Source organism: Peribacillus asahii (genome assembly GCF_003570725.1).
GTDB classification, from domain to species: domain Bacteria; phylum Bacillota; class Bacilli; order Bacillales; family DSM-1321; genus Peribacillus; species Peribacillus asahii.
The window spans coordinates 95,274-116,972 of record NZ_QWVS01000023.1 but is presented as its reverse complement, the minus strand read 5'-3'; the positions used below and the strand labels follow the sequence as shown (position 1 = coordinate 116,972).

The 21,699-nt window shown below is 38.4% G+C and carries 19 protein-coding genes and 1 pseudogene; 2 read left to right on the top strand and 18 right to left on the bottom strand.

Translation table 11 applies throughout. The features are described from left to right. Positions 1–213: 213 nt before the first annotated feature. Positions 214–2,727, bottom strand: a complete 2,514-nt coding sequence (secA, locus tag D1953_RS13185; protein WP_119117655.1) for a preprotein translocase subunit SecA — start codon at positions 2,725–2,727, stop codon at positions 214–216. A 264-nt stretch (positions 2,728–2,991) separates the two neighbouring features. Between secA and D1953_RS13180 the strand changes: the two genes are divergently transcribed. Continuing rightward, on the top strand, positions 2,992–3,315 hold the full coding sequence (locus tag D1953_RS13180; protein ID WP_119117703.1) for a helix-turn-helix domain-containing protein: 324 nt from the start codon (positions 2,992–2,994) through the stop codon (positions 3,313–3,315). 67 nt (positions 3,316–3,382) lie between these two features. Here the strand turns inward: D1953_RS13180 and D1953_RS13175 are convergent, their stop codons facing one another. Then, positions 3,383–3,508: an anti-repressor SinI family protein gene (locus tag D1953_RS13175; protein WP_119117654.1), complete on the bottom strand. Its 126-nt coding sequence runs from the start codon at positions 3,506–3,508 to the stop codon at positions 3,383–3,385. A 408-nt stretch (positions 3,509–3,916) separates the two neighbouring features. Here D1953_RS13175 and D1953_RS13170 point away from each other — a divergent pair, with 408 nt between their 5' ends. Continuing rightward, complete coding sequence (locus D1953_RS13170) at positions 3,917–4,414, top strand: L,D-transpeptidase family protein (RefSeq protein WP_119117653.1); 498 nt, start codon at positions 3,917–3,919, stop codon at positions 4,412–4,414. Positions 4,415–4,528: 114 nt separating this feature from the next. Here the strand turns inward: D1953_RS13170 and hpf are convergent, their stop codons facing one another. The 16 genes and pseudogenes from hpf to D1953_RS21565 all read right to left on the bottom strand — a co-directional run bounded on the left by hpf (position 4,529) and on the right by D1953_RS21565 (position 21,561). Continuing rightward, complete coding sequence (gene hpf / locus D1953_RS13165; protein WP_119117652.1) at positions 4,529–5,074, bottom strand: ribosome hibernation-promoting factor, HPF/YfiA family; 546 nt, start codon at positions 5,072–5,074, stop codon at positions 4,529–4,531. Positions 5,075–5,315: 241 nt separating this feature from the next. Next, positions 5,316–5,660 (bottom strand): flagellar protein FliT, encoded by a 345-nt coding sequence (gene fliT, locus D1953_RS13160; protein ID WP_119117651.1) that lies wholly within the window; start codon positions 5,658–5,660, stop codon positions 5,316–5,318. Next, positions 5,660–6,061: a flagellar export chaperone FliS gene (fliS, locus tag D1953_RS13155; RefSeq protein ID WP_119117650.1), complete on the bottom strand. Its 402-nt coding sequence runs from the start codon at positions 6,059–6,061 to the stop codon at positions 5,660–5,662. Before fliS (D1953_RS13155) ends, fliT begins: the two co-directional genes overlap by 1 nt. Positions 6,062–6,087: 26 nt before the next feature. Beyond that, positions 6,088–7,635, bottom strand: a complete 1,548-nt coding sequence (locus tag D1953_RS13150; RefSeq protein WP_119117649.1) for a flagellar hook-associated protein 2 — start codon at positions 7,633–7,635, stop codon at positions 6,088–6,090. A gap of 12 nt (positions 7,636–7,647) precedes the next feature. After that, complete coding sequence (gene flaG / locus D1953_RS13145; protein WP_119117648.1) at positions 7,648–8,004, bottom strand: flagellar protein FlaG; 357 nt, start codon at positions 8,002–8,004, stop codon at positions 7,648–7,650. A gap of 85 nt (positions 8,005–8,089) precedes the next feature. After that, positions 8,090–8,527, bottom strand: a complete 438-nt coding sequence (locus D1953_RS13140) for a YaaR family protein (protein ID WP_119117647.1) — start codon at positions 8,525–8,527, stop codon at positions 8,090–8,092. Positions 8,528–8,597: 70 nt separating this feature from the next. After that, complete coding sequence (locus D1953_RS21975) at positions 8,598–11,171, bottom strand: flagellin N-terminal helical domain-containing protein (protein ID WP_281271549.1); 2,574 nt, start codon at positions 11,169–11,171, stop codon at positions 8,598–8,600. Between the two features lie 22 nt (positions 11,172–11,193). After that, on the bottom strand, positions 11,194–11,616 hold the full coding sequence (gene fliS, locus D1953_RS13125; RefSeq protein WP_119117646.1) for a flagellar export chaperone FliS: 423 nt from the start codon (positions 11,614–11,616) through the stop codon (positions 11,194–11,196). A gap of 59 nt (positions 11,617–11,675) precedes the next feature. Further along, on the bottom strand, positions 11,676–11,975 hold the full coding sequence (locus D1953_RS13120) for an EscU/YscU/HrcU family type III secretion system export apparatus switch protein (protein WP_119117645.1): 300 nt from the start codon (positions 11,973–11,975) through the stop codon (positions 11,676–11,678). Further along, a complete protein-coding gene (locus D1953_RS13115) occupies positions 11,972–16,546 on the bottom strand; it encodes a hypothetical protein (protein WP_119117644.1) in 4,575 nt (1,524 codons plus the stop codon). Before D1953_RS13115 ends, D1953_RS13120 begins: the two co-directional genes overlap by 4 nt. A gap of 610 nt (positions 16,547–17,156) precedes the next feature. Further along, positions 17,157–17,357: a YjfB family protein gene (locus tag D1953_RS13110; RefSeq protein ID WP_119117643.1), complete on the bottom strand. Its 201-nt coding sequence runs from the start codon at positions 17,355–17,357 to the stop codon at positions 17,157–17,159. Positions 17,358–17,377: 20 nt separating this feature from the next. Then, entirely contained in the window at positions 17,378–17,617 is a 240-nt protein-coding gene (locus D1953_RS13105; protein ID WP_119117642.1) for a hypothetical protein, read from the bottom strand. Between the two features lie 37 nt (positions 17,618–17,654). Continuing rightward, entirely contained in the window at positions 17,655–17,945 is a 291-nt protein-coding gene (locus D1953_RS13100) for a hypothetical protein (RefSeq protein ID WP_119117641.1), read from the bottom strand. 547 nt (positions 17,946–18,492) lie between these two features. After that, the gene (locus D1953_RS13095) at positions 18,493–19,158 is read right to left on the bottom strand and encodes an acyltransferase (protein WP_119117640.1); all 666 of its coding nucleotides are present in this window, start codon (positions 19,156–19,158) and stop codon (positions 18,493–18,495) included. An 81-nt stretch (positions 19,159–19,239) separates the two neighbouring features. Further along, positions 19,240–19,353 (bottom strand): annotated as a pseudogene (locus tag D1953_RS13090) (flagellin); the annotation flags it as partial. 345 nt (positions 19,354–19,698) lie between these two features. Continuing rightward, positions 19,699–21,561, bottom strand: a complete 1,863-nt coding sequence (locus D1953_RS21565) for a flagellin N-terminal helical domain-containing protein (protein ID WP_281271547.1) — start codon at positions 21,559–21,561, stop codon at positions 19,699–19,701. Positions 21,562–21,699: the final 138 nt, after the last annotated feature.

Below are 21,699 nucleotides of genomic sequence, written 5' to 3'. Positions count from 1 at the left end.
TAAACTATATGCAAAAAATGTCCTATACGCAAACAAAATATGAGAAAAGCGCAAGCGCCTTGGTCAGCCCCGACAGCTGCTTGCAAGCCGGAAGGTGAAGTCGCTCTTTGACTTCATCGGCTGACAGACCGCGACTCGAGGGGCTAGGCGCTGGAGCTAGACAACAAAACATGAAAAGAGGAACCGATATTCGTTCCCCCTTTTCTATCTATCCTAGCCTAAAATGCCATGACAGTTTTTATATTTCTTTCCACTACCGCATGGGCATGGTGCATTGCGTCCTACTTCATCCTGCTTACGAGCTGGCTGCTTCTTCGCCTTGCCGCCGCCTTCCTCTTTCGGATTCACGGCTTGCCCTTTCATCACTTCTTTACGCTCTAGGTTATTGCGAATTTCTGCTTTCATAATATATTTTGCCACTTCATCTTCCATCGCAGCAACCATATTCTCAAACATCGCAAACCCTTCGTTCTGATATTCACGGAGCGGATCATTTTGTCCATAAGCACGTAAATGAATACCTTGGCGCAATTGATCCATCGCATCAATGTGATCCATCCATTTACTATCTACTGCACGAAGCACAATAACTTTTTCAAACTCACGCATTTGCTCAGAAGAAAGCTCTTCTTCTTTCTCATTATAGCGCTCTTGTACTTTATTAAAAATAAGCTCAAATAACTCTTCCTCATCTTTATCGCTTACATCATCAATCGTTATAGTACCTTCAGTTAAAAGGTTGCCGTTCACATAATCGAGTAAACCTGATGTATTAAAGCCTTCCTCGTCACCCATTGGCGCAAATGACGCGATATTTCGCTTAATAGAGGCTTCCATCATTTGTTCAACAATTTCACGAAGATTTTCACTTTCTAACACATCGAAACGTTGCTTATAAATGATTTCACGTTGCTGACGTAACACATCATCATATTGCAGTAATTGCTTACGTGCATCAAAGTTATTTCCTTCTACTCGTTTTTGCGCAGACTCAACGGCTCTTGAAACCATTTTACTTTGAATCGGCTGTGAATCATCCATGCCGAGACGAGCCATCATATTTTTCATATTATCGGAACCGAAACGACGCATCAATTCATCTTCCATAGAAAGATAGAATTGAGTTACACCTGGATCTCCTTGACGACCAGAACGTCCACGCAGCTGATTATCAATCCGGCGGCTTTCATGACGTTCCGTACCAATAACTGCAAGACCGCCAAGCTCCTTCACACCCTCACCAAGCTTAATGTCTGTTCCGCGTCCTGCCATATTCGTGGCAATCGTCACCGCGCCTCGATTACCTGCATTCGCAATAATTTCGGCTTCGCGCTCATGATTTTTCGCATTCAGTACATCATGCTGAATGCCTTTTTTCGATAAATATTTCGAAATAATTTCAGACGTTTCAATTGCTACCGTACCAACAAGAACAGGCTGCCCTTTTTGATTACGTTCTGCGATATCTTCAACAACTGCTCGGAATTTTCCATCCATCGTCGCATAAATTAAATCAGCGCGGTCATCTCGAATGACGTCACGATTCGTTGGAATCGCAATAACATTCATATTATAAATATTGCGGAATTCCTCTTCTTCCGTTTTCGCTGTACCTGTCATACCTGATAGCTTTTCATACATACGGAAGTAGTTTTGGAACGTAATCGTCGCAAGCGTCATGCTTTCATTTTGAATCTCCAGCCCTTCCTTCGCCTCAATCGCTTGGTGAAGTCCATCGCTATAACGACGCCCTTTCATTAAACGTCCTGTGAATTGGTCAACGATCACAACCTCACCATCTTGAACGACATAATCCACATCATTATGCATCGACGCATGGGCTTTTAACGCTTGATTAATATGGTGGTTCAGCGCTACATGGTTAATATCGAATAAGTTATCAATATTAAAGCCCTTTTCCGCACGGTTAATTCCTTCTTCCGTTAACTGAACACCTTTTGTTTTTTCATCGTATGTGTAATGTAAGTCCTTTTGCAGCGTTCGAACAAAGGCATTAGCTTGAATATATAATTGTGTCGATTTCTGAGCTGAACCTGAAATAATTAACGGTGTTCGCGCTTCATCAATTAAAATCGAATCGACCTCATCGATTACCGCATAATGCAATGGTCGCTGTACCATTTGTTCTTTATAAAGAACCATGTTATCTCGTAAATAATCAAAGCCTAATTCATTGTTCGTACTATACGTAATATCTGCCTCATAAGCAGCTCGTTTCTCTTCTTTAGATAGGCTATTTAAGTTCAAACCGACCGTTAAGCCCATAAATTCAAATAGCTTTCCCATTTCCGTCGCATCACGCTCTGCCAAGTATTCATTGACCGTGACAACATGAACACCTTTCCCTGTCAGCGCATTTAAGTAGACCGGCAATGTGGAGGTTAACGTTTTCCCTTCCCCTGTCTTCATCTCAGAGATGTTTCCATCATGAAGGGCCGCTCCCCCCATTAACTGAACGCGGAATGGAAACATACCTAAAGCTCGCTTCGCACCTTCACGAATGGCAGCAAAGGCTTCAACAAGCAAATCATCGACTGTTTCACCCTTTTGGTAACGCTCTTTAAATTCGTCCGTTTTTCCGCGCAATTGTTCATCCGTTAGGGCTGCCATCTGATCGGCTAACGCCTCAATTTGATCAGCTATTTTCTCTAAACGCTTCACTTCACGCTTATTCGGATCAAACACTTTATTTAATATATTAAGCATTCAAAAACGCTCCTCTTGTTATAAAAATATAATATATATAGTAGGAAGAAACTCATCATCAAAAAGAATATTCTCATTTATCTTACCACTTCTACCCTACTCGTACAACTTCATACCACTTATAACAAGGAACTCCCATATTTCTCATAAAAGCATTGGCGAAACGAACCATAACCTGTAAAATAGATACAACAATAAAATACATATTCAACTATGGCTATACTTACTAATAAAATAGAAAATGTCTCAGGATGTGGTTAAATGATAATCGGTGCACGAGTGAAAAAACTTCGTCAGGAAAAGAAAATATCAATGACTGAACTGGCAGAAAAGGCTGGGGTTGCAAAATCCTATTTAAGTTCGCTCGAAAGAAATTTACAAACGAATCCCTCTATTCAATTTCTTGAAAAAATCGCTGCCGTTCTCGATGTCCCCCTTGATGCGCTCCTTTTTGATAAGCCGAACAGAGAAAGCCTTGATTGCGAATGGCTCCAAATCGTCGAACAAGCGATGAGATCCGGTGTATCTAAACAACAATTTAGAGAATTTATTGAGTTTAATCAATGGAGAAGTAAACAAGAAAAATAACTTACTTTATAGAAAAAACCCGGAGCATAAATCGTTCATTTCCAACTCCATTTGCGTCCGGGTCCATTTATTCATTTGTTTCTTGTTCCTTATAACTCGTTAAAAAAAGGAGAATGTCTTCTTTCGTCATGCCTTTATTACGGGCCTCCACTATTAATTCCACCCATTCTGGATCTAGCTCTTGTTCGCTCACTCATAACACCCTCCTAAAGTACTTCTTGTATGTTAGGTTTTAGAATCTAACTTCTGAACTATATTGATTTTAATAAGCGGACCTTTTTAACTACTAAAGGATAGTTGGATAAGCCTATTATAATAGATTCATTCTTTTTCATCGAGCCATTTGCTGTCGCTAATCTGCGAAAATTACCACTTTTCCATCGACACTCTTTGCAACTATTCCTATTCTTTTACCAATTTCCGCGCCATTTATCATAAGGAAAAAAGGGAATATCTTCATTTTACGTAATAAAAAGGCGACTCTTGTTCTTTTTAAAGAATAAAAGTCGCCTTTTTCCTATTTTCACAGCATTAAAGACTTCCTACACAAATAGAAATTCTCTTTAATATATTATGATAAAAAAGGAAGGACTGAGCGATCATGTTCCATATCGTAAAATATGGTGAAACGCTGGCATCCATCGTCAGGGATTATCGTATTCCTTTTGCCCGGCTAGTGGCCGCTAATCCGCAAATCACAAATATAAACGTCCTCATGCCGGGACAGCGAATTCTTATCCCCGGCCTGCCAGATCCTAATACGATTCCTTTTCACTTAGTTGTGTCAAAAAATAAACGTACACTACAACTATTTCGTCAAAATCAACTCATCAAAACCTACCCGATTGCAGTTGGCAAAATGCTATCCCAAACACCCGTCGGCCAATTTGTCGTTGTAAACCGTGAGCCCAATCCAGGCGGCCCATATGGAGTCATGTGGCTTTCCTTGTCCAAAGCAGGCTATGGCATTCACGGTACCAATGATCCCTCCTCTATCGGAAAATCTGTATCAAAAGGGTGTATTCGTATGCATAACAAAGACGTAATCGAACTAGCCAGCCAAATCCCAAACGGAACTAGAGTGATGATTCAAGCTTAAGTTATACACAGGTTTATACACATGATATCCACAACCTGAAAAGTCGCTGTGACTTTTTTTAAAAACGACATAAAAAAACCGCTGAATGTCAGCGGCTTTTTTGGTCAATTCTATTTATTTCGTTTCAATCAATCCGTAACGGCCATCTTTACGGCGATACACAACATTTGTTGCATTTGTATCAGCGTTTGTATAGACGAAGAAATTGTGACCTAGCAAATTCATTTGCAAAATCGCTTCTTCACTGTCCATCGGTTTCAAATCAAAACGTTTATTACGTACAACTTCGATTTCTTCCTCTTCTGTTGCAACACTGGATTCAAGCCCTACAGCAAACAATTCTGCTGGTGATCCATTTGAACGGAATCTACGGTTTACTTTTGTTTTATGTTTACGAATTTGGCGTTCAAGCTTATCATTAATTAAATCAATAGCTGCATACATATCAGCATTTTCTTCTTCGGCCCGAAGAACCAAACTCGACATTGGAATTGTCACTTCTACTTTAGATGTATGATCTGGATTCACTCTTAAATTGACCGATACATTAGCATCTGGAGTATTATTAAAATAACGCTCTAGCTTGCCAACTTTCTTCTCTACGTATTCTCGAATTGCTGGAGTTACCTCAATGTTTTCACCGCGTACGTTGTAATTCATAAAGTGAGTCCTCCTTAAATTAAGACTATACATTAACATTCTATAGACCGTTTCCAAATTCCTCTAAAATTCGAGAAAAATTTACATCGAATGAGTGGAAAATGAATCGGAACCGGTAAGAAAGAGTTGTATCTTTCTATAGCTTTATTATAGCAGAATTTTCTGAAAAATAATAATGAAAAGACTGTGAACGATTACAAAAAATGACCGCCTGGAGTTCAAGCAGTCATAATCTACTTTATTAATTTCGTTTATCGTAAAACACGCCATCTGTTGCAAGAGATTCATAGGGATTCGTATATTTCTGATTCGATTTCTTCTGAAGACTAAGCTTCTTCATATCTTGTTGAATCTCTCGTTTCTGCTTTTGCAGCAACTGTTCTACTTGCCCATTCAATTGTACAAGTTGCCTACCTAATGTTTGTTCATGCTCAGAAAATGGCGGTTGAATAGACTTCAATAGCTCTTCTCGCTGATCAAGTAAAGCCTGTATCTGTTCAATCCGAACATCCCGATCGCTTTCACCTTGCTGTAACACTTGGATTAACTCATTTGTTGCTTCATAAAACGTTTGAAGAGCTTCCATTAAGCTTGTCCGCTCGTCGTAAATTGACTTTGACGATTCAATTGAATCGCTTCCTTCCATGTATCGCGAAACTCTGTGACAAAGCCTTCCACTTCCTCTAAAATAGCCAAATCACTTTTAATATTGGCTTCCACTAGTTGACGATGTAAGTAATCATACATGACCATTAGCTGCTTCGAAACGTTCACATCCATATTTAACGTAACCATCAGTTCATGAATAATATTTTGCGCCTTGATTAAATTTGTATTTTTCACTTCTACATTTCCATCACCGATTGCCTTTTTAGCCAATGTAATGAACTTTAAGCATCCATTATAAAGCATTAATGTCAGCTCTCCTGGGGATGCTGTGTTCACTGCATTTTGTTGATACGATTGATATGGGTTATTCATGACCATGATTCAATCATCCTTTCTATTGTTTCTTAACTAGAAAAATATGAAGATAAACTTGCACTTTGGCTATTAGCCTTATTAATAGCTGTTTCCATTGCTGTAAATTGTTTATAGTATCTTGTTTCAAGTGCAGTTAGACGATCATTAAAACTATCAATCTTCTTGTCATATTCATTCAACAATTTCCCTAATGTAAAAGAACTATTAACTGATGAAGCACTTCCGGCCTTTTCACTAATCGTTTTCATTCCAGCACTAAGTTCCGCTCTTAATCTTCTAGCTATTCCTTGTTTACCTTCTTTCGGATCACCATCCTGCATAAACAATTCATAGATGGCATTTGGATCCTCTGCAATCGCTGCTTTCAACTTTTCTTCATCAATCTCTAACTTTCCGCCCTCAAGATAGTTTTTCGTTGTGGTAATGCCGATTTTATCCAAAGTTCCTAAAGATGTACCTTCAACTTGTGTATAAAGAGACGTTCTCATTTTTGTAAGTAAACTTGTTAAATTAGAATCTCGACGCAATGTACCTTTCCGCGCCTGTTCCTCCCACTTTTTCACTTGATCTTCCGTCATTTCTTTCTTTTGCTCATCTGTAAGTGGTGGGTAACTAGAATTTTTCTTTTCGCTTGTTTTACTACTAATGGTAGCAATTAATCCATTATAGCTATCAACAAACTTCTTAACTGTATCAAAAATGGAGTCTACATCAGCTGTGGATGAGAACGTGACAGGCCCCGTCGTTTTTTCCTTAAGAGTAAATTCAGCACCGTTGATTCGGAATGTGTTAGAAGATCGTTCTATTGTTAGGCCATTATAAACCACTTCAGCATTTTCACCCACAGTTCCAGCCTTACCAACAACAATACCTGAATCATTTTTCAAATCGGCCGTGGCAGCCTCTGTACTTGTAGCGCTCATTTTTAATTTAGTGAAGAAATCACCACTACTAGACAACGCAATTTCATGTTCTGATACTGCTTTACCTGTATTTTTAGCAGTAATTGAAAACCGTCCCGACTTTTCATCAAAAAAAGCTGTAACCCCAGATTCTGCATTAATTTTAGAAATGATACTGTCTAATGTGTCATCTGATTTAACCTCATAAGTAAACACCTTATCTACTATATTTCCATCTTTATCTTTGACCTTATCAAAAGTACCATCTTTATTAATTGCCTTTATTGTAATTGTTTGCCCAGCAAATTTTGTTGCATTGGTTACATCCATTACTTTTTCAGTACTAACCATCGTCGCCGCAGTCGCAAGTTCTTTCACTTCAATCGTCCCTGAAAAATCAGTCGTTGAATTCACATTTTTAATAGACACAGCATTTGGATTCGAAACACTTACCGTCTTTTTAATAAAAGAGGCTTGCCGTCCAATTCCATCGCTAATCAATCTATCTAATTCCGATAATGCCGTATTTATCGTACGATAATCATCGCGTTGCCATTCTGTATACGTTTTCTTTTGATATAGCTTATCTAAAGGAACACGTTGAGCTGTCATTAGTTTTGATACAATATCATCAATGTCCATCCCGCTTGCTAACCCACTAACTCGCATTACCATACTATCACCTTCTTATATTTTCTTATCTACCATTAGTCCAACAAACTCCGTCATCGCTGCATAGAAATCTAATAGTTTCTTTGATGGTATTTCTCTTATTGTTTCTTCTGTTTTATCGTCGACTACTTTGACATAGTATTCATTTAACTGTTCATGATACTCAAAACGAATAGACGTATTGGTCGGTTGTAAAAATTGATTTAATTCATCTACTGCTTCTTGTACTTGTTCTTTACTTATTTTTTGTGGGCTGTATGCCGCTTCATTGATAACTCTTGCTTCATTTTGAAAATAATCGTTCATTCCTTCTAAGATAGCTGTTCTAAGTTGTGAGGAAAGAACATTTGTAGAAAGGTTCTCTAACATCATGTTCGCCTCCGATATGTGTCTCGTTATTATTTATATCGGAAAGAATACAATCGTTTTCAATTAATCGTTTGATTAAATTACAATGTCACGTATAAATATTGATTAACATCCCTTTAATTTCACCAACAATATTAAGGATATCTAATCCTTTTTTCTCTTTATCTAACACTTCGTTCGTTAAATCAATTAATTTCTTATCGACTTCTTTCACCAACTTATACACTTTCGTTGAACCACGTTGATTAAAACCGCGCTGCTCGGTTAATTCAAGGCCGTTCTTCACCGCATCTTCCATGAATTCCTTAACCATCTTTTTATATTTACGTAAGTTTTCAACCGAATGATTATCCGCTAGTTTCTTTCCTTGTTGTTCAATTTCAGCGACTTTCTTTGTTAAACGATCATACGTCGTCTCTTGGCGCTTTTTATCCATCATCGCTTGAAATTGAATCGTGTCTTTAGCTACTTCCCCTTTACCCTGTATACCGTTAAGAGTCGCTTTACTAATTCGTTGAACGTCCATTATCTATCACCTAATTTAGCAAGATATTGTAAAAAAGGAGAGGGATCTCCTCTCCTTTGACTTTATACTATTATTTTAATAATTGTAGCACGCCTTGAGGCATTTGATTCGCTTGTGCAAGCATTGCTTGAGCTGACTGAACAAGGATATTATTCTTTGTATAAGTTGTCATTTCAAGAGCCATATCTAAGTCACGAATACGAGACTCAGACGCTGTCACATTTTCACTCATATATTTTAAATTATCTATCGCATACTCTAAACGGTTTTGAACTGCCCCCATACGAGAACGTTCAGCAGATACTCTTTGAATCGCATCATCAAGAACAGTAATCGCCGCTGCGGCTTTTTCATTAGAAGAAATATCAAGCCCAAACTCAATAGCTTCTTTAGACATACCGTCATTGACTTGTTTTGTAGTTGTATACCAAACTTTTACTTTCTCACCATTTAGCAATTCAATCTCTTGCTCTCCGCCTTCTTCACTCGCACTTACACCAAGAGCCCCTGCACTCATATCTTTAATCTCAAGATTAACAGTTTGACCAGCATTTGCTCCAATTTGTAAAGTAGCAGAGTTATCTTCCTCAGCATTTTCGATTTCAAAGGTAGCAGAATCCGTAATGGCAGTTGATAAATTAGTTTGTACTTCAATACCTGATGTACCTAACGAAACTTTATCACCTAAGGTAAATGCTTGTTTATCTACTACAGTTGTTTCATAATTACCGTCACCATCAGTATCTTGTTTCAATGTCATTCTATAATCACTTGGAACAACATTCTCGATTTCAAATTCAATCTCGCCATTTTGAATAGTCAATCCGTCATAATCTAATTTTAGACCTGTACCCACTATGACACTCGATTCTTCACCGATTGAATTATCAAGAACAAACAAACTAGAAACTGAGTTACCGGAAGCATCTTTCAGTTGAACAGCTCGCTCCGTATTATTTGTTACATCAAAGCTCATTTTGACTTGCTCACTATCTGTCATGGATTCTAAGCCGTCACGTGTCAAGTCAACAAATACTCCATGTGCAGCCTCACCTAGTTGGACATTCGTAAGCTTAGATAAATCTGTAAGATCATTTTCTAATATTTCCTTCTCTGTCCCTAATAAATTATTAGATCCATCATATACGCCAACTGTATATTTATCATCCCAATGAATATCAGTAGTATACGAATTTCCTCCAACAAACTGGTTTGAATCATCAACTACATCTAACTTTAATTGCCCTTCTCCACCATTATTACTAAAATCAAATGCTAACTGATTTACGTTACTACCTTTAGCAAATGTTTGTGTAACGGTAACCCCAGTTTTTTCTTGTTTAACAGTCACTTCATTACCAATTGTTAAATTAAGGATTCCTCCATTATATGGTGAGTCAGCATTGCCATCGTCAAAAGTACTCCCTGATTTCAACTTATTTAAATCAATACTAATGCTCATGTCACCCAATTGAATAGTTAGAGGACCCGATGTACTAGTTATATCAACATTAATAGATGTATCATTTACTACACCATCGTGGGATAAAGCAAAAGTCCAAACTTCTTTTCCATCTGTAGCATCTGTATCAGATTGTGTTAACGTAATTTGATAATTATCATTTTCATAATCGGAGTCTTCAGCAATTGTTACCGCAGTAATGACACCATCAGCTTTTAATGTACTGCCAGTCGCATCGTTACCATTTACATTAACACTTGTTGTAATTTCGTATTTTCCCTCAGTTGCTGTGTCTAAATCTAAATTAGAAATGGAAGTATCACTAATAGAATCAATTGATTTGTCAATAGTCTTCTCTACATTAACATAGTAACCAGCCCCATTCAGACTAGAACCGGCATCAACTGTAATTGGTTTGTTTCCTGCAGTGGTTTCAAAAACATTAATATTAGCAGCAGATTGACCATTATCAACAGCTCCTAAATTAGCTGTGTTTTTTGCTTGTGTACTGGAAATTACAGCCTTATAAGAACCTGCAGCCAAGTCAATATCTGCTCCTGCTATTACTTGGCTAACCGTAGCGTTCGTACCTCCATCTACTTGGTTAGTATCTAAGTTTTGAATTGGGTTTAATGGGTCTGCTAAATCTGAAATTTCAACTTGGTATTTTCCTTCCGAGCTATTCATCCCGACTACTACTGAGTTACCTAATGTACCAGAGATTGAATCATTCTTTATTTGTTTTAAATCCCCAATAATCTCCAGATCCCCATTCAACAGCTTCTTCGTATTAAATTCCGTTGTATTAGTAATACGATTAATTTCATTTGTTAATTGATTCATTTCCTCTTGAATAGCTGCTCTATCAACATCTGTGTTTGAATCATTACCTGCTTGAACCGCTAATTCACGCATTCTTTGTAAAATAGAGTGCGTAGAAGATAATGCTCCCTCAGCTGTTTGAATAAATGAGATTCCATCCAGCGCATTTCGCTGAGCCATATCCAAACCTCGGATCTGTGAACGCATTTTTTCAGAGATAGCCAATCCTGCTGCATCATCTGAGGCGCGGTTAATACGTAATCCAGAGGAAAGCTTTTCTAAACTTTTTGCCGTAGTAGAGTTGTTTACCGATAAATTTCTATAAGCATTTAATGCTGTAATATTATGATTGATCTTCATGTATTTATCTCCTCTATGTAACTTATTGATTTATTCTCATAATGCTAGATTCATACGCTGCAACTTTTCGATTGATTTTTTGCGTTGGATTTGGAGTCTTTTTCAATGCGATACTCCAAGCACTTGCTATTTCTCCAACAATTTTGAGCACACCTTGAATTTTTTCCGTATCTTTTTTTAAGTTGGCTGAGACTAATTCATCCGCCATAAAGTTATACAGCCTATCCAATTGTTCGGCAATCGGACCTGCTTCATACTTTAAACCAACACCTAATCTATGGAGAATATCATTTGCTTTTTGTAGTTTTTTGTTTGATTCTATATAATCTTTCTTTTCAATTAAGGTCATAGCTTGTTCTAGGTTTTCGATTAACCCTTCATACAAAAACGCTGTTAGTTCTTGTGGTGTTTTTTGATAAATCATCTCTTCCGAAAGAAATTCCACTTTTGTATCTCCACCTTTTAACTTAGCTACTATAATTATCGGTAAAAGCTATCTAACTTTTAATAACTTTGATCGAGTTCTTCCAATAATATTAAAATCTCGGCCATCACCGCATATAATTGCGGCGGAATCGACTCCCCAAGATCAACGTTTAATAAGGCACCGACGAGCGATTCATCTTCTTGCATTTGAATGTTATTTTGCTTTGCTAGCTCCATAATTTTTTGAGCGACTTGACCGGACCCGTGAGCCACGACCGTCGGCACCGCTCCTTTGCTGTCATCGTATCGAATAACAGCCGCCGTCGGTCCACTCACCTTTTTTTTATTTTTTTGGTTAACATATAGTGAATTTCTCATATTGAAAAATCATATCCCTTCTCCGTAAAAGTCGGAGCTAATTGCGCTTTCTCCGTAACTCGTTCTTCTGTTGCCGCACTTGCCTGTGGTTCATTGAGAGGCTTCACATTCATCGTCTGTAACTGATAGCCAATTTCGCGGAACCGCTCTTGCGTTACTTCTGTAAAGTCCGCCAATTTCTCCGACAACTGTTCTTTATTACTGCGGAACGTAAGGCTCACATTTTTTTCAGAAGAAGATAGAAGAACTCCAATATCGCCTAAACGCTTCGTTTCCAACACAAAATAGATGCTGCAGTTCTCCCAATCTACCTTCTCGCCATCTTTTCGTGAATTCACATATATTTTGATGTTTTCTACTTGTTTTTCCATCATATATGGCAGCTGAAAAAATAAATTTTGCATCCCTGAAGAGTCTTGTTTATTCAAAAGCTGTTGACCGGTAATATTATTCACCGTTTGCTCTACTTGCTGCATAAGCTGCGGCTTCATCTCTTCATTTTTCATCATTTTCATTAATGCCGATTTTAAATTTTCTGTTTGCTGCGGATCAGCTGATGTTCCATCTTTGGAAACAAGTGAAAAACCGGCATCATTTTCATGCGTTAAGCCGAGTCTTCGAATCGTGTCATACATTTGACGTGCTGAAGGCTCATTGTTTGTAAAAGGTTGCACCGCTTGTTCAACGGTGCTAGCCATTTGACGCGCTGAAGAAAAGTTTTCTAAACCAAGCTTGTCTGAAACAAAATGCTTCACCTTTACATCCGAAGGCTTGAAGACAATGTTTTCGATATTTGCCTTCACTTCTTTCACAATTTTATTCGCTTCGCTAATTTCGCCTTTTGCTAGTAATTTTTTTGCTTCAGCCAGCTGAGAGCTTACGGCAAGCATTTTCTTTTCTGTCGACATATCTGTGTAAAGCAAATAGTCTCCCTTTAAAATCGCATTATCGAGCTTATGAATCGTCGACTCTAAAATTTGCTTTACATTGGCTTGTGGTAAAATATTTCGATTTTCAAGCATCCTTGAAATATTATCTAAATTTCTTGTAATCTCCCGCTTCAACGTTTTAAAATCAATCGCCATCTGTGACAGCTTCTTCGTAATTTCAGTCACCATGACATTTTGCGAATCCAATTTTAATGTTTGAACCGCCTCATTAATCTCATATTGTTCTGCTTGCGATAATGTATTTTCTTGAGAAGTAGATTGCTGAATGCCGAGATTCCGTTCGACTTTCGAAAGAGCAGTTGAAAGTTCGCGTCTGGCTGCTAATTCACGCCCATTTTCTTGAAGCTGTTGCGCTTTGTCATGTGCTTGTTTTAATTCATTCAATTCTTCATTTGTGCCCTGTTCAGCGAGCAATGCCGCTGTTTTATCAAGTACTTTCGCTAATGACGGATCTTTTTGTATATCTTTTACTAGATTACGTATTGTCTCTGCTATATTTGTATCTTTAGAGGCCACAGAAGGACTTTGTTGCTCATTCGCAGTTGTAGCACTAGCTTCAGTTGTTCCTACAGATTGCAACAACTGATTCAGGTGACCAGTTAGTTGAATTTTCGCTTGAGCATCTCGACCAATCGAGTGAAGTTTCGTTGCTTCCTGAACTGCTTGTTCAAGCTTCTGAATCACTTGCGTTGGCATTCCTGGTGTTTTTATAGCTTCTTTCGTTTGTTCAATCGCTTTAGAGATATTCGGTTCTTGCATGATTTTGTCTTTTAATTGATTTAGAGCCGCCGTTGACTTTGGTGATTCCTCGACTTGTAAATTTTGCTCGAGTTGATGTAACGTTTGTATTAACTGTGCTTTCGCTTGGATAGTTTGACCCGTTTGTGCGAGGCGTGTGGCTTCTTGCATCACCTTGTCTAGTTGTTCTAGTTCTATTGCTTTTGTTGGTAGGTTCGACGTTTTTACTACTTCTTTCACTTGTTCAAGCGCTCGAGCTATACTCGATTCTTGCGCCACTTTTTCTTTTACTTGACGAATTGCTTCACTTGGTTTCATTTCAGCTACGTGTAGCTCTTGTTCCAGTTGATTCAAAGCCTGGGTTAACTGCACTTTCGCTTGGACGCTTTGGCCTGGTTGCGCAAGACGTGCAGCTTCTTGTATTACTTTGTCTAGTTTTTCCGCTGCTTGCAATGGCAGGTTCGGAGTTTTCGCGACTTCTCTTACTTGTTCTAGAGCTCGAGCTATATTCGGTTCTTGCGCTACCTTTTCTTTCACCTGGCGAATGGCCTCGCTTGACTTTGTTTCAGCTATTTGTAAGTCTTGCTCCAATTGTACAAGAGATTGCGTTAATTGGACTTTCGCTTGGACGCTTTGACCTGTTTGGGCCAAACGGGTGGCTTCTTGTATCACTTTGTCTAGTTTTTCTACCGCTTTTACTGGTAAGTTCGTCGTTTTTACTGCTTCTTTTACTTGATCTAACGCTCTGGCTATATTTGGTTCTTGCGTGACTTTTTCTTTTACTTGGCGAATTACTTCGCTTGGTTTTATTTCGGCTACTTGTAACTCTTGTTCCAATTGATTTAAAGCTTGCTTTAACTGCGCTTTCGCTTGAACACTTTGACCTGTTTGAGCAAGTCGGTTCACTTCCTGCATCACTTTATCTAGCTTTTCTATCACCTTTGTTGGCAGGTTTGCACTTTTCGTTACTTCTTTTACTTGTTCGAGTGCTCTAGCCACATTCGGCTCTTGGGCTACTTTTTCTTTTACCTGATAGATTGCTTCGCTTGGTTTTGTTTCGGCTACTTGTAGTTCTTGTCCCAGTTGCGATAAGGCTTGTGTTAACTGCGCTTTCGCTTGGACACTTTGACCTGTTTCCACAAGCCGGATCGCTTCTCGCATCGCTTTGTCTAGCTGTTCTGCTACTTTTGCTGGTAAATCCACAGTTTTTACCAGTTCTTTTACTTGTTCAAGTGCTCTGGCCACATTCGGCTCTTGTGCTACTTTTTCTTTGACCTGACGGACTGCTTCGCTTGGGTTTATTTCGGCCATTTGCAACTGTTGTTCTAGTTGCGATAAGGCTCGTGTTAACTGCACTTTTGCTTGGACACTTTGACCTGTTTGGACAAGGCGTGCCGCTTCCTGTATCACTTTATCTAGCTTTTCTACCGCTTGTGCTGGTAGGTTTGCTGCCTTCGCTACTTCCTTTACGTGTTCGAGCACTCTGGATATATTTGGTTCCTGTGCTGCTTTCTCTTTTACCTGACGAATCACTTCGCTCGGTTTCATTTCTTCTACTTGCAACTCTTGTTCCAGTTGTTTTAAAGACTGCGTTAATTGCGTTTTCGCTTGAATGCTTTGACCTGTTTGGACAAGGCGTGCCGCTTCCTGTATCACTTTATCCAACTTTTTCACTGCTTTCACTGGCAGATTCTCCGCCTTAGCTACCTCTCTTACTTGTTCTAGCGCTCGGGCTACATTCGGCTCTTGCGCTACTTTTTCTTTCACCTGGCGAATCACTTCGCTTGGTTGCGCTTCCTCTACTCGTAGCTCTTGCTCCAGTTGACTTAAAGACTGCGTTAACTGAGCTTTCGCTTGAACACTTTGACCTGTTTGGACTAAACGTGTGACTTCCTCTATGACTTTATCTAGCTTTTCCATTGCTTTCACTGGCAGATTCTCCGTCTTAGCTACTTCTCTTACTTGTTCTAGTGCTCGGGCTACATTTGATTCTTGTGCTACCTTTTCTTTTACCTGAAGGATTGCTTCACTAGCACTTTTAGAAGCAGACATCTCCGCAGTGGTATTAGCCTTATCAGCATTCACTTGCTTCTCGACTGCTACTAAATGTTGAATCAACTGCACTTTCGCCTGAACGGTTTGTCCTGCTTGCGAGAGTTTCTTCGCTTCTGAAACGCTTTGTTCTAATTTCTTTTTGCTTGCTTCATTCAAATTCGTACTTTTTAAAAAATCTTCTACCATTTGGATAGACTTTGCTACATTCGGTTCTCGTTGTGCTTCTGTTCGCACTGTTGCTATACTTTTAGCCGGCGTAGAAGTATTTCTCGATTGAAGTTGTACACCTAATTCATCTAACACTGACATTAACGATGCTGATAACGTTTTACCATTTAACGCTTCATGCACCGCCTTGACCGTATGATTCGTAACGCCAATTTGCTTTTGAGCCATTACACGTAACGTCTCTGCTTTTTGTTCAGCTGTTCCTGGCCCTTTAGCGATAAACTCCTTCATCACATTCATTTGATCTTTCGTCAGTGACACTCCACGTGATGAAAAAGCTTTCACAATCTCAGTTAATTCGGAATCCGCACTATGCGACATATTAGTCTGAGCAGCAGGCATACTCGGAGTTTTATCAGACCTTTTAACCGTATAATATCCTTCCGCTGTTTTTCCTGTAATTTCAACAAACACTTGATCTTGCTTCGGAACATTGCCTTCAAATTGAACTTTTGTGGTCGTTCCCCTGATCGAAACAAAGGCTTCTTGATTACTCACTCGTTCCTTTACAGATACTTGAAGCAAATCCCCAACATCCGGCTGCGAAGAAGGAACTGCTGTTTGTGAAATTGATCTATAGTTATTTTGAATAATTTGCATTCAAGTTACACCCCGTTCTAATTAACCTACCTTTTGTATCGGTTAGAAACAAAGGATTTTCATTGGAAATCCTAGGGATATTTTCACAAAAACAAAGAAAAACCATAAACCCTAAGTAATACATAGGATTTATGGTTTTCCCACAAAGTTATACACAGGATATCCACAATTCAAAAAATCACAAAAAGTCACTGTGACACAACATCAATTTTTGAAAAGCGTCTCTAATCTTATTTCTCTCAATCTTTTCTTTTGAATGGATTGTTGGCTGATTGACCCTTTCTTTCATTTCGTCTAGAGAAATACTAACAATAGGTGGATTTTGGGCAATTGCTTTTAACAATAGATGATAACTATTTGCATCCTGCCCATTTTCTAACTGGTATTCCCTCCTTTTTTGCCCTCGTGTAGATGGTCCAGATACCTATTCGTTTACCACTTCCTAGAAAGTTAAATTAATAGTGGTAAAACGATAACTTTCCTTTTATACAGTCTTAAGTTCCAAAAATTAGTAGAGTGGGGGACAGGAACCGAAATTCAGTAGAACCGACATTGTGACTTATTCGTTAAAAAAGAGCAACCTCAGCTTGGCTACTCTAAAATGGTTCTTCTACAATTTCAAATCAATGTTTCCACCTAAATGTGGCTGAACAGCATGTTGAATTGCTGTTGCATCAGTCGTACTCATTAACTTCTGAAGAGCTTCATCCTGTTGTTCTGCATTTCCCATTGCCACCTTCATTACTGACATCGAAGCTTGTTGTTGAATTTGTCCTTGACTCAATGCCATTGACATTAATGCAATATCCATAAAACACCACCTTTCTCTTTCTAATGGACAACAGAGTGTAGTTGCTTTTCTAGAAAATGAACCTCAACTTTCAATTCGTTTAATTGAGCATTGAATTGTTCAATTTCTATTGCAGTAAGTTCATGATTGAGAGCGTATTGAGCTATTTTTTTCATTTCATGAAGCTTTATTTCTATCTCTGCTAAGACACAGTCTTGTTCTTTACACCATTGAAGCTGTTCTTCAAGAAACTCTTTATGTGCTTGTTCATCCTTATCCATCTAGTTACCTCCTGTCAAACAGCTTTTTTTATAACGACTACGAGGTTTGACCACTAGCCACGAGGTCCAAAAAATCATTGTTTGCAAAAAGTTCTATATCATCATGATTTAAAACTCCCCTATGATTTTTGTTAGCGCTGGAACAAAACACAACTGTACACTTACTAAAATCAATATTTTTCAAAGCGTTTTTTATAGCTTCTACTGCTTCAAATAAGGTCTCTTTCAACTCAAAATCTGAAATACCTGAAACAGCAAATGAACCGATAACATTAATAGAAGGTTCATAAGAGCCATCTATATAATCTATTTCTATAATAATATCCATAGTTCCCCTCCATTATCTTACAGAAACAATAATGTAAAAGAGACCCTAGCAAACCTAGAGTCTCCTGTATAAAATCTAAAATTAACGAAGAAGTTGTAAAACTCCTTGTGGTTGTTGATTGGCTTGCTTTGCCGCTATGTCTTTCGATCATAGAATAGACTATATCTTCATCCATGTTTTTCATGGAGCTGGGCGCTTCGAACAGACTAGCTGCCCTACGAGATTCATAGCCATAGCTTTTTACCTTAGACCGTGTTCTCTAGTCGTTGAACCTTCTCCACAGTTTCCTCACAGGAGCTTGGCTGCTGATTATCCATTGTTTCATCTTCATCATTTTCACACCTTCACGCTGACCGTTTCCAGTTACGTTGTGGTTGATGAAGCTTTAGGAAGTTCCAGCAATTCACTCAGTTATCCTCCAATGATATTCCCATTATGTACTAAAATAAAAGGCCGTGGATAAATTCCATGACCTCTGACTTTATTCTTAACGAAGAAGTTGCAGAACTTTCTATGGTCGTTGGTTTGCTTGCTTTACGACTGTATCTTACAGAATAGAACTATTCTTGATTTTTTCTAACTCTTTTTTGAGACTTGCTAAAATATAATCATCATTATATCCTTCAAAATTCCCTCGTTGTTGAAGAATCTCTAAAATCTCTTCGTCTGAATGAGGTTGTACCCATTCTCTCTTTTTATAATGATAGATTTTCAAAACTGATGCTGGATTACCGTATATAACACAATGTGAAGGAACACTCATTGTAACAACTGAATTAGCCCCTATTACACTTCCATTTCCTATAGAAATGTCACCTATTAAAGTAACATTTGCTCCAATCCAAGCTCCTCTTTTAACAATTAGCCTATTAACAATTGATTTAATACCTTGATTTGCGATCGGCAAATTAGGATTTGAGTATTCATGTTGAGAATCAGAAATAAAAACCCTAGGACCAATTAAGCAATCATCTTCAATTATAACCTGATTATAGGATTCAATTATTGTACCCATCCCAACATAGACTCTATCTTCCAATTTTATTCTTAAGTCTTGGTTTTGATTGCCGCGCTTACTTAAAGATAAGCATACATTTTGTCTCAACTTTACATTGTTGCCGATATAGATTTTAGAGGGATCATCAAGAGTTAAATTTTGTCCTATTTTAATACTTTCACCGAAATAATAAAATGCATTTTTCAATTCATCCATAAACCATCAATCCTTTTTAATTTACAAGAATAAAATAGAAAGACCTTAGAAAATCCTAAGGTCTTTCTATAAATATCTAAATTAACGTAATAGTTGAAGTACACCTTGTGGCTGTTGATTAGCTTGAGCCAACATTGCTTGTGCTGCTTGAGAAAGAATAGAATTCTTAGTTTGACTCATCATTTCTTTCGCCATCGTGCGAACATTTGCTTTCACAAATGACTAGACTATATCTTCACCCTATAGCCTTCTAATAGGGGTCGGGCACTTCGGATTCACAATGCTGATGATACATTGTTTCACCTATGGATTCATCGTCATAGCTATTGCCTTAGACGGTTTCCTAGTCGTTGAACCTTCTCCATCCTTTCGGAACAGGAGCTTGGCTGCTGATTGCCCACATCTTTTCTTTTTTCAAACCTTCACGCTTGTCGTTTCCAACTACGTTGTGGTAAGAAAAGCTCTAAGGGTTTTCCAGCAATTCACCCGATAATAATCGCTAGCCGTTACCAGCTAGGACGACTGTGCTTGTCACTGCTCTTAAGCAGCTAAAGCATAATCAACGTCACGGATACGAGATTCCGCAGCAGTTAAGTTTTCAGAAGATGTTCCTAAGTTGTTAATTGTGTGTTCTAGACGGTTTTGGTATGCCCCTAGTTTAGAACGTTCTGCAGATACATTTTGAATGGCATTATCAAGAACTTTGATAGCCGCAGATGCTGATTCTGTTGTCGATACATCTAATGCAAATTCTACACCCGTATCGTCAGTACCATTTGTTACATCTTTAGAAGTTGTGTATTTAGCTCCTACAACATCTTTATTAGTAGCACCCGCAGAATCACCAGTAAGTCCTAATGCACTAGAACGCATATCATTAATATTGATACTGAAGCTTTGACCTTGGTTTGCACCTACTTGGAAAGTTTCTTCAAAAGCTTTTCCACCATCTGCAAATGCATCAGTTCCTGCTGTTCCATTGGTTGTTCCTGCTGTTATACCAATAGCATTATCTACTGCTGCTGCATCACTTCCTGTTAATACAACAGAAATATTATCAGTACCTACTTCTTTTGCGTTAAATGTAAGAGTCTGAGAAGCTCCATTATCAAAACTTACATCTACTAAATCTGATAATTTTGTACCATCTGCAGCTGTTGCGTTTTTAAACGCATCTATTACAGTTGTTTGTTGAGCACTACCATAGGTAGCAATACCTGTTAAGTCGGTATTTAATGAAGATGAATCAACTGTAAATGTTTTAGAACCAACAGTTACTGATAATTGGAAGTCATCTGCTGCAGCACCGCTTAAGTCAGCATTTGCTGCTCCTGCAGCTGCAGAATAAACAGATTTAGTTCCTGCATAAGCATCAGAAGTAGTAACCTTAGCATTATTTGCTGATGCTGTTCCAGCTGTTTCGGCTGTAAAAGTAACTTTGTTTCCTACAGCTGTTGCTGTTGCACCATTTCCTGAATTCGTAAAGTCGAGTGCTGCTACAGCCGCTGCAATATCAGAAGTGTTTTTACCATTAACATCAATTACATGATCTGCACCTAATTTAGTTTGAGCATCTGCCGCATCTGAATAAGTACCTTTGCTGCTATCATAGAATGCAACATCTTTTCCGGCAACAGTAAAAGTAGAACCTTCAGTTGGAGCTTTATCGAATGTTAAATCATAAGATTGAGCTACCCCTGCAACTGCGTCAACACCAGCTGTGGTCAACTGAGCAGCATTAGTTGTATTAGTTTGTTTATTCGTTCCATCTGTAAGTTGATACGTAATAGCTTGAGTATTATTATCATCACCTGCAGATGCTGGACCTGTTATTTTTACTCCATTTGTATCTACTGCAAAAGTGAAATCTGCCAGTGGTGAACCTGCTTCAGCCTTCATGTCATTAAGGGCTTTAACAATATGAGCAGCCTGAGCAGCTGCTGTTGTAGCACCAGCTGTATCTAGTGTGATTGTTTGAGATGTAGCAGTTGCAGTACCAAAACCAGTATCATCCCCAGATGTTCCTGCATCATCGGCACCATTTATGGTAATTGTAGTACCCATAAACTCGAATGTAGCATCTTGTCCATTAGTCAAAGCAGTTAATGCACCTGTATTCCATTCAGCTTTTGTTGCAGTTACTGCATCAACTGCTGAAGTTCCAGCAGCTGCTGTTGCACCCACATCTGATTTACTATTGCTACCTTGCAATAATTTCTTTGTATTGAACTCAGTAGTGTTACCGATACGGTTAATTTCAGATGTTAATTGATTCATTTCTTTTTGGATTTCTCCACGGTCTGAATCTGTGTTTGTACCGTTGGCTGCTTGAGTAGCAAGCTCTTTCATACGTTGAAGGATATCATGTGTTTCGTTCAATGCACCTTCAGCAGTTTGAATCATAGAAATCAAATATGTTATCGCAGTGGCTTTTTATCCGCTACTTCTTTATGTTTCCATAAAGTTCAGGTCATATCTTCATCCCAATAGGATGCCCCGCGCTCGTGGGTGGGTTATCGGTACGGTTCCTCACCACCTGAC

What these genes read in the sequence shown, in the direction of transcription:
- secA (WP_119117655.1), bottom strand. Translation starts at nt 2,727, where the DNA reads ATGCTTAATATATTAAATAAAGTGTTTGATCCGAATAAGCGTGAAGTG.
- D1953_RS13095 (WP_119117640.1), bottom strand. Translation starts at nt 19,158, where the DNA reads ATGGATGAATTGAAAAATGCATTTTATTATTTCGGTGAAAGTATTAAA.
- D1953_RS13170 (WP_119117653.1), top strand. Translation starts at nt 3,917, where the DNA reads ATGTTCCATATCGTAAAATATGGTGAAACGCTGGCATCCATCGTCAGG.
- fliT (WP_119117651.1), bottom strand. Translation starts at nt 5,660, where the DNA reads ATGGAAGCTCTTCAAACGTTTTATGAAGCAACAAATGAGTTAATCCAA.
- flaG (WP_119117648.1), bottom strand. Translation starts at nt 8,004, where the DNA reads ATGATGTTAGAGAACCTTTCTACAAATGTTCTTTCCTCACAACTTAGA.
- D1953_RS13110 (WP_119117643.1), bottom strand. Translation starts at nt 17,357, where the DNA reads ATGGATATTGCATTAATGTCAATGGCATTGAGTCAAGGACAAATTCAA.
- D1953_RS13120 (WP_119117645.1), bottom strand. Translation starts at nt 11,975, where the DNA reads ATGAGAAATTCACTATATGTTAACCAAAAAAATAAAAAAAAGGTGAGT.
- D1953_RS13150 (WP_119117649.1), bottom strand. Translation starts at nt 7,635, where the DNA reads ATGGTAATGCGAGTTAGTGGGTTAGCAAGCGGGATGGACATTGATGAT.
- D1953_RS13100 (WP_119117641.1), bottom strand. Translation starts at nt 17,945, where the DNA reads ATGGATATTATTATAGAAATAGATTATATAGATGGCTCTTATGAACCT.
- hpf (WP_119117652.1), bottom strand. Translation starts at nt 5,074, where the DNA reads ATGAATTACAACGTACGCGGTGAAAACATTGAGGTAACTCCAGCAATT.
- D1953_RS13115 (WP_119117644.1), bottom strand. Translation starts at nt 16,546, where the DNA reads ATGCAAATTATTCAAAATAACTATAGATCAATTTCACAAACAGCAGTT.
- D1953_RS13140 (WP_119117647.1), bottom strand. Translation starts at nt 8,527, where the DNA reads ATGGACGTTCAACGAATTAGTAAAGCGACTCTTAACGGTATACAGGGT.
- D1953_RS21975 (WP_281271549.1), bottom strand. Translation starts at nt 11,171, where the DNA reads ATGAAGATCAATCATAATATTACAGCATTAAATGCTTATAGAAATTTA.
- D1953_RS13105 (WP_119117642.1), bottom strand. Translation starts at nt 17,617, where the DNA reads ATGGATAAGGATGAACAAGCACATAAAGAGTTTCTTGAAGAACAGCTT.
- fliS (WP_119117650.1), bottom strand. Translation starts at nt 6,061, where the DNA reads ATGGTCATGAATAACCCATATCAATCGTATCAACAAAATGCAGTGAAC.
- D1953_RS21565 (WP_281271547.1), bottom strand. Translation starts at nt 21,561, where the DNA reads ATGATTCAAACTGCTGAAGGTGCATTGAACGAAACACATGATATCCTT.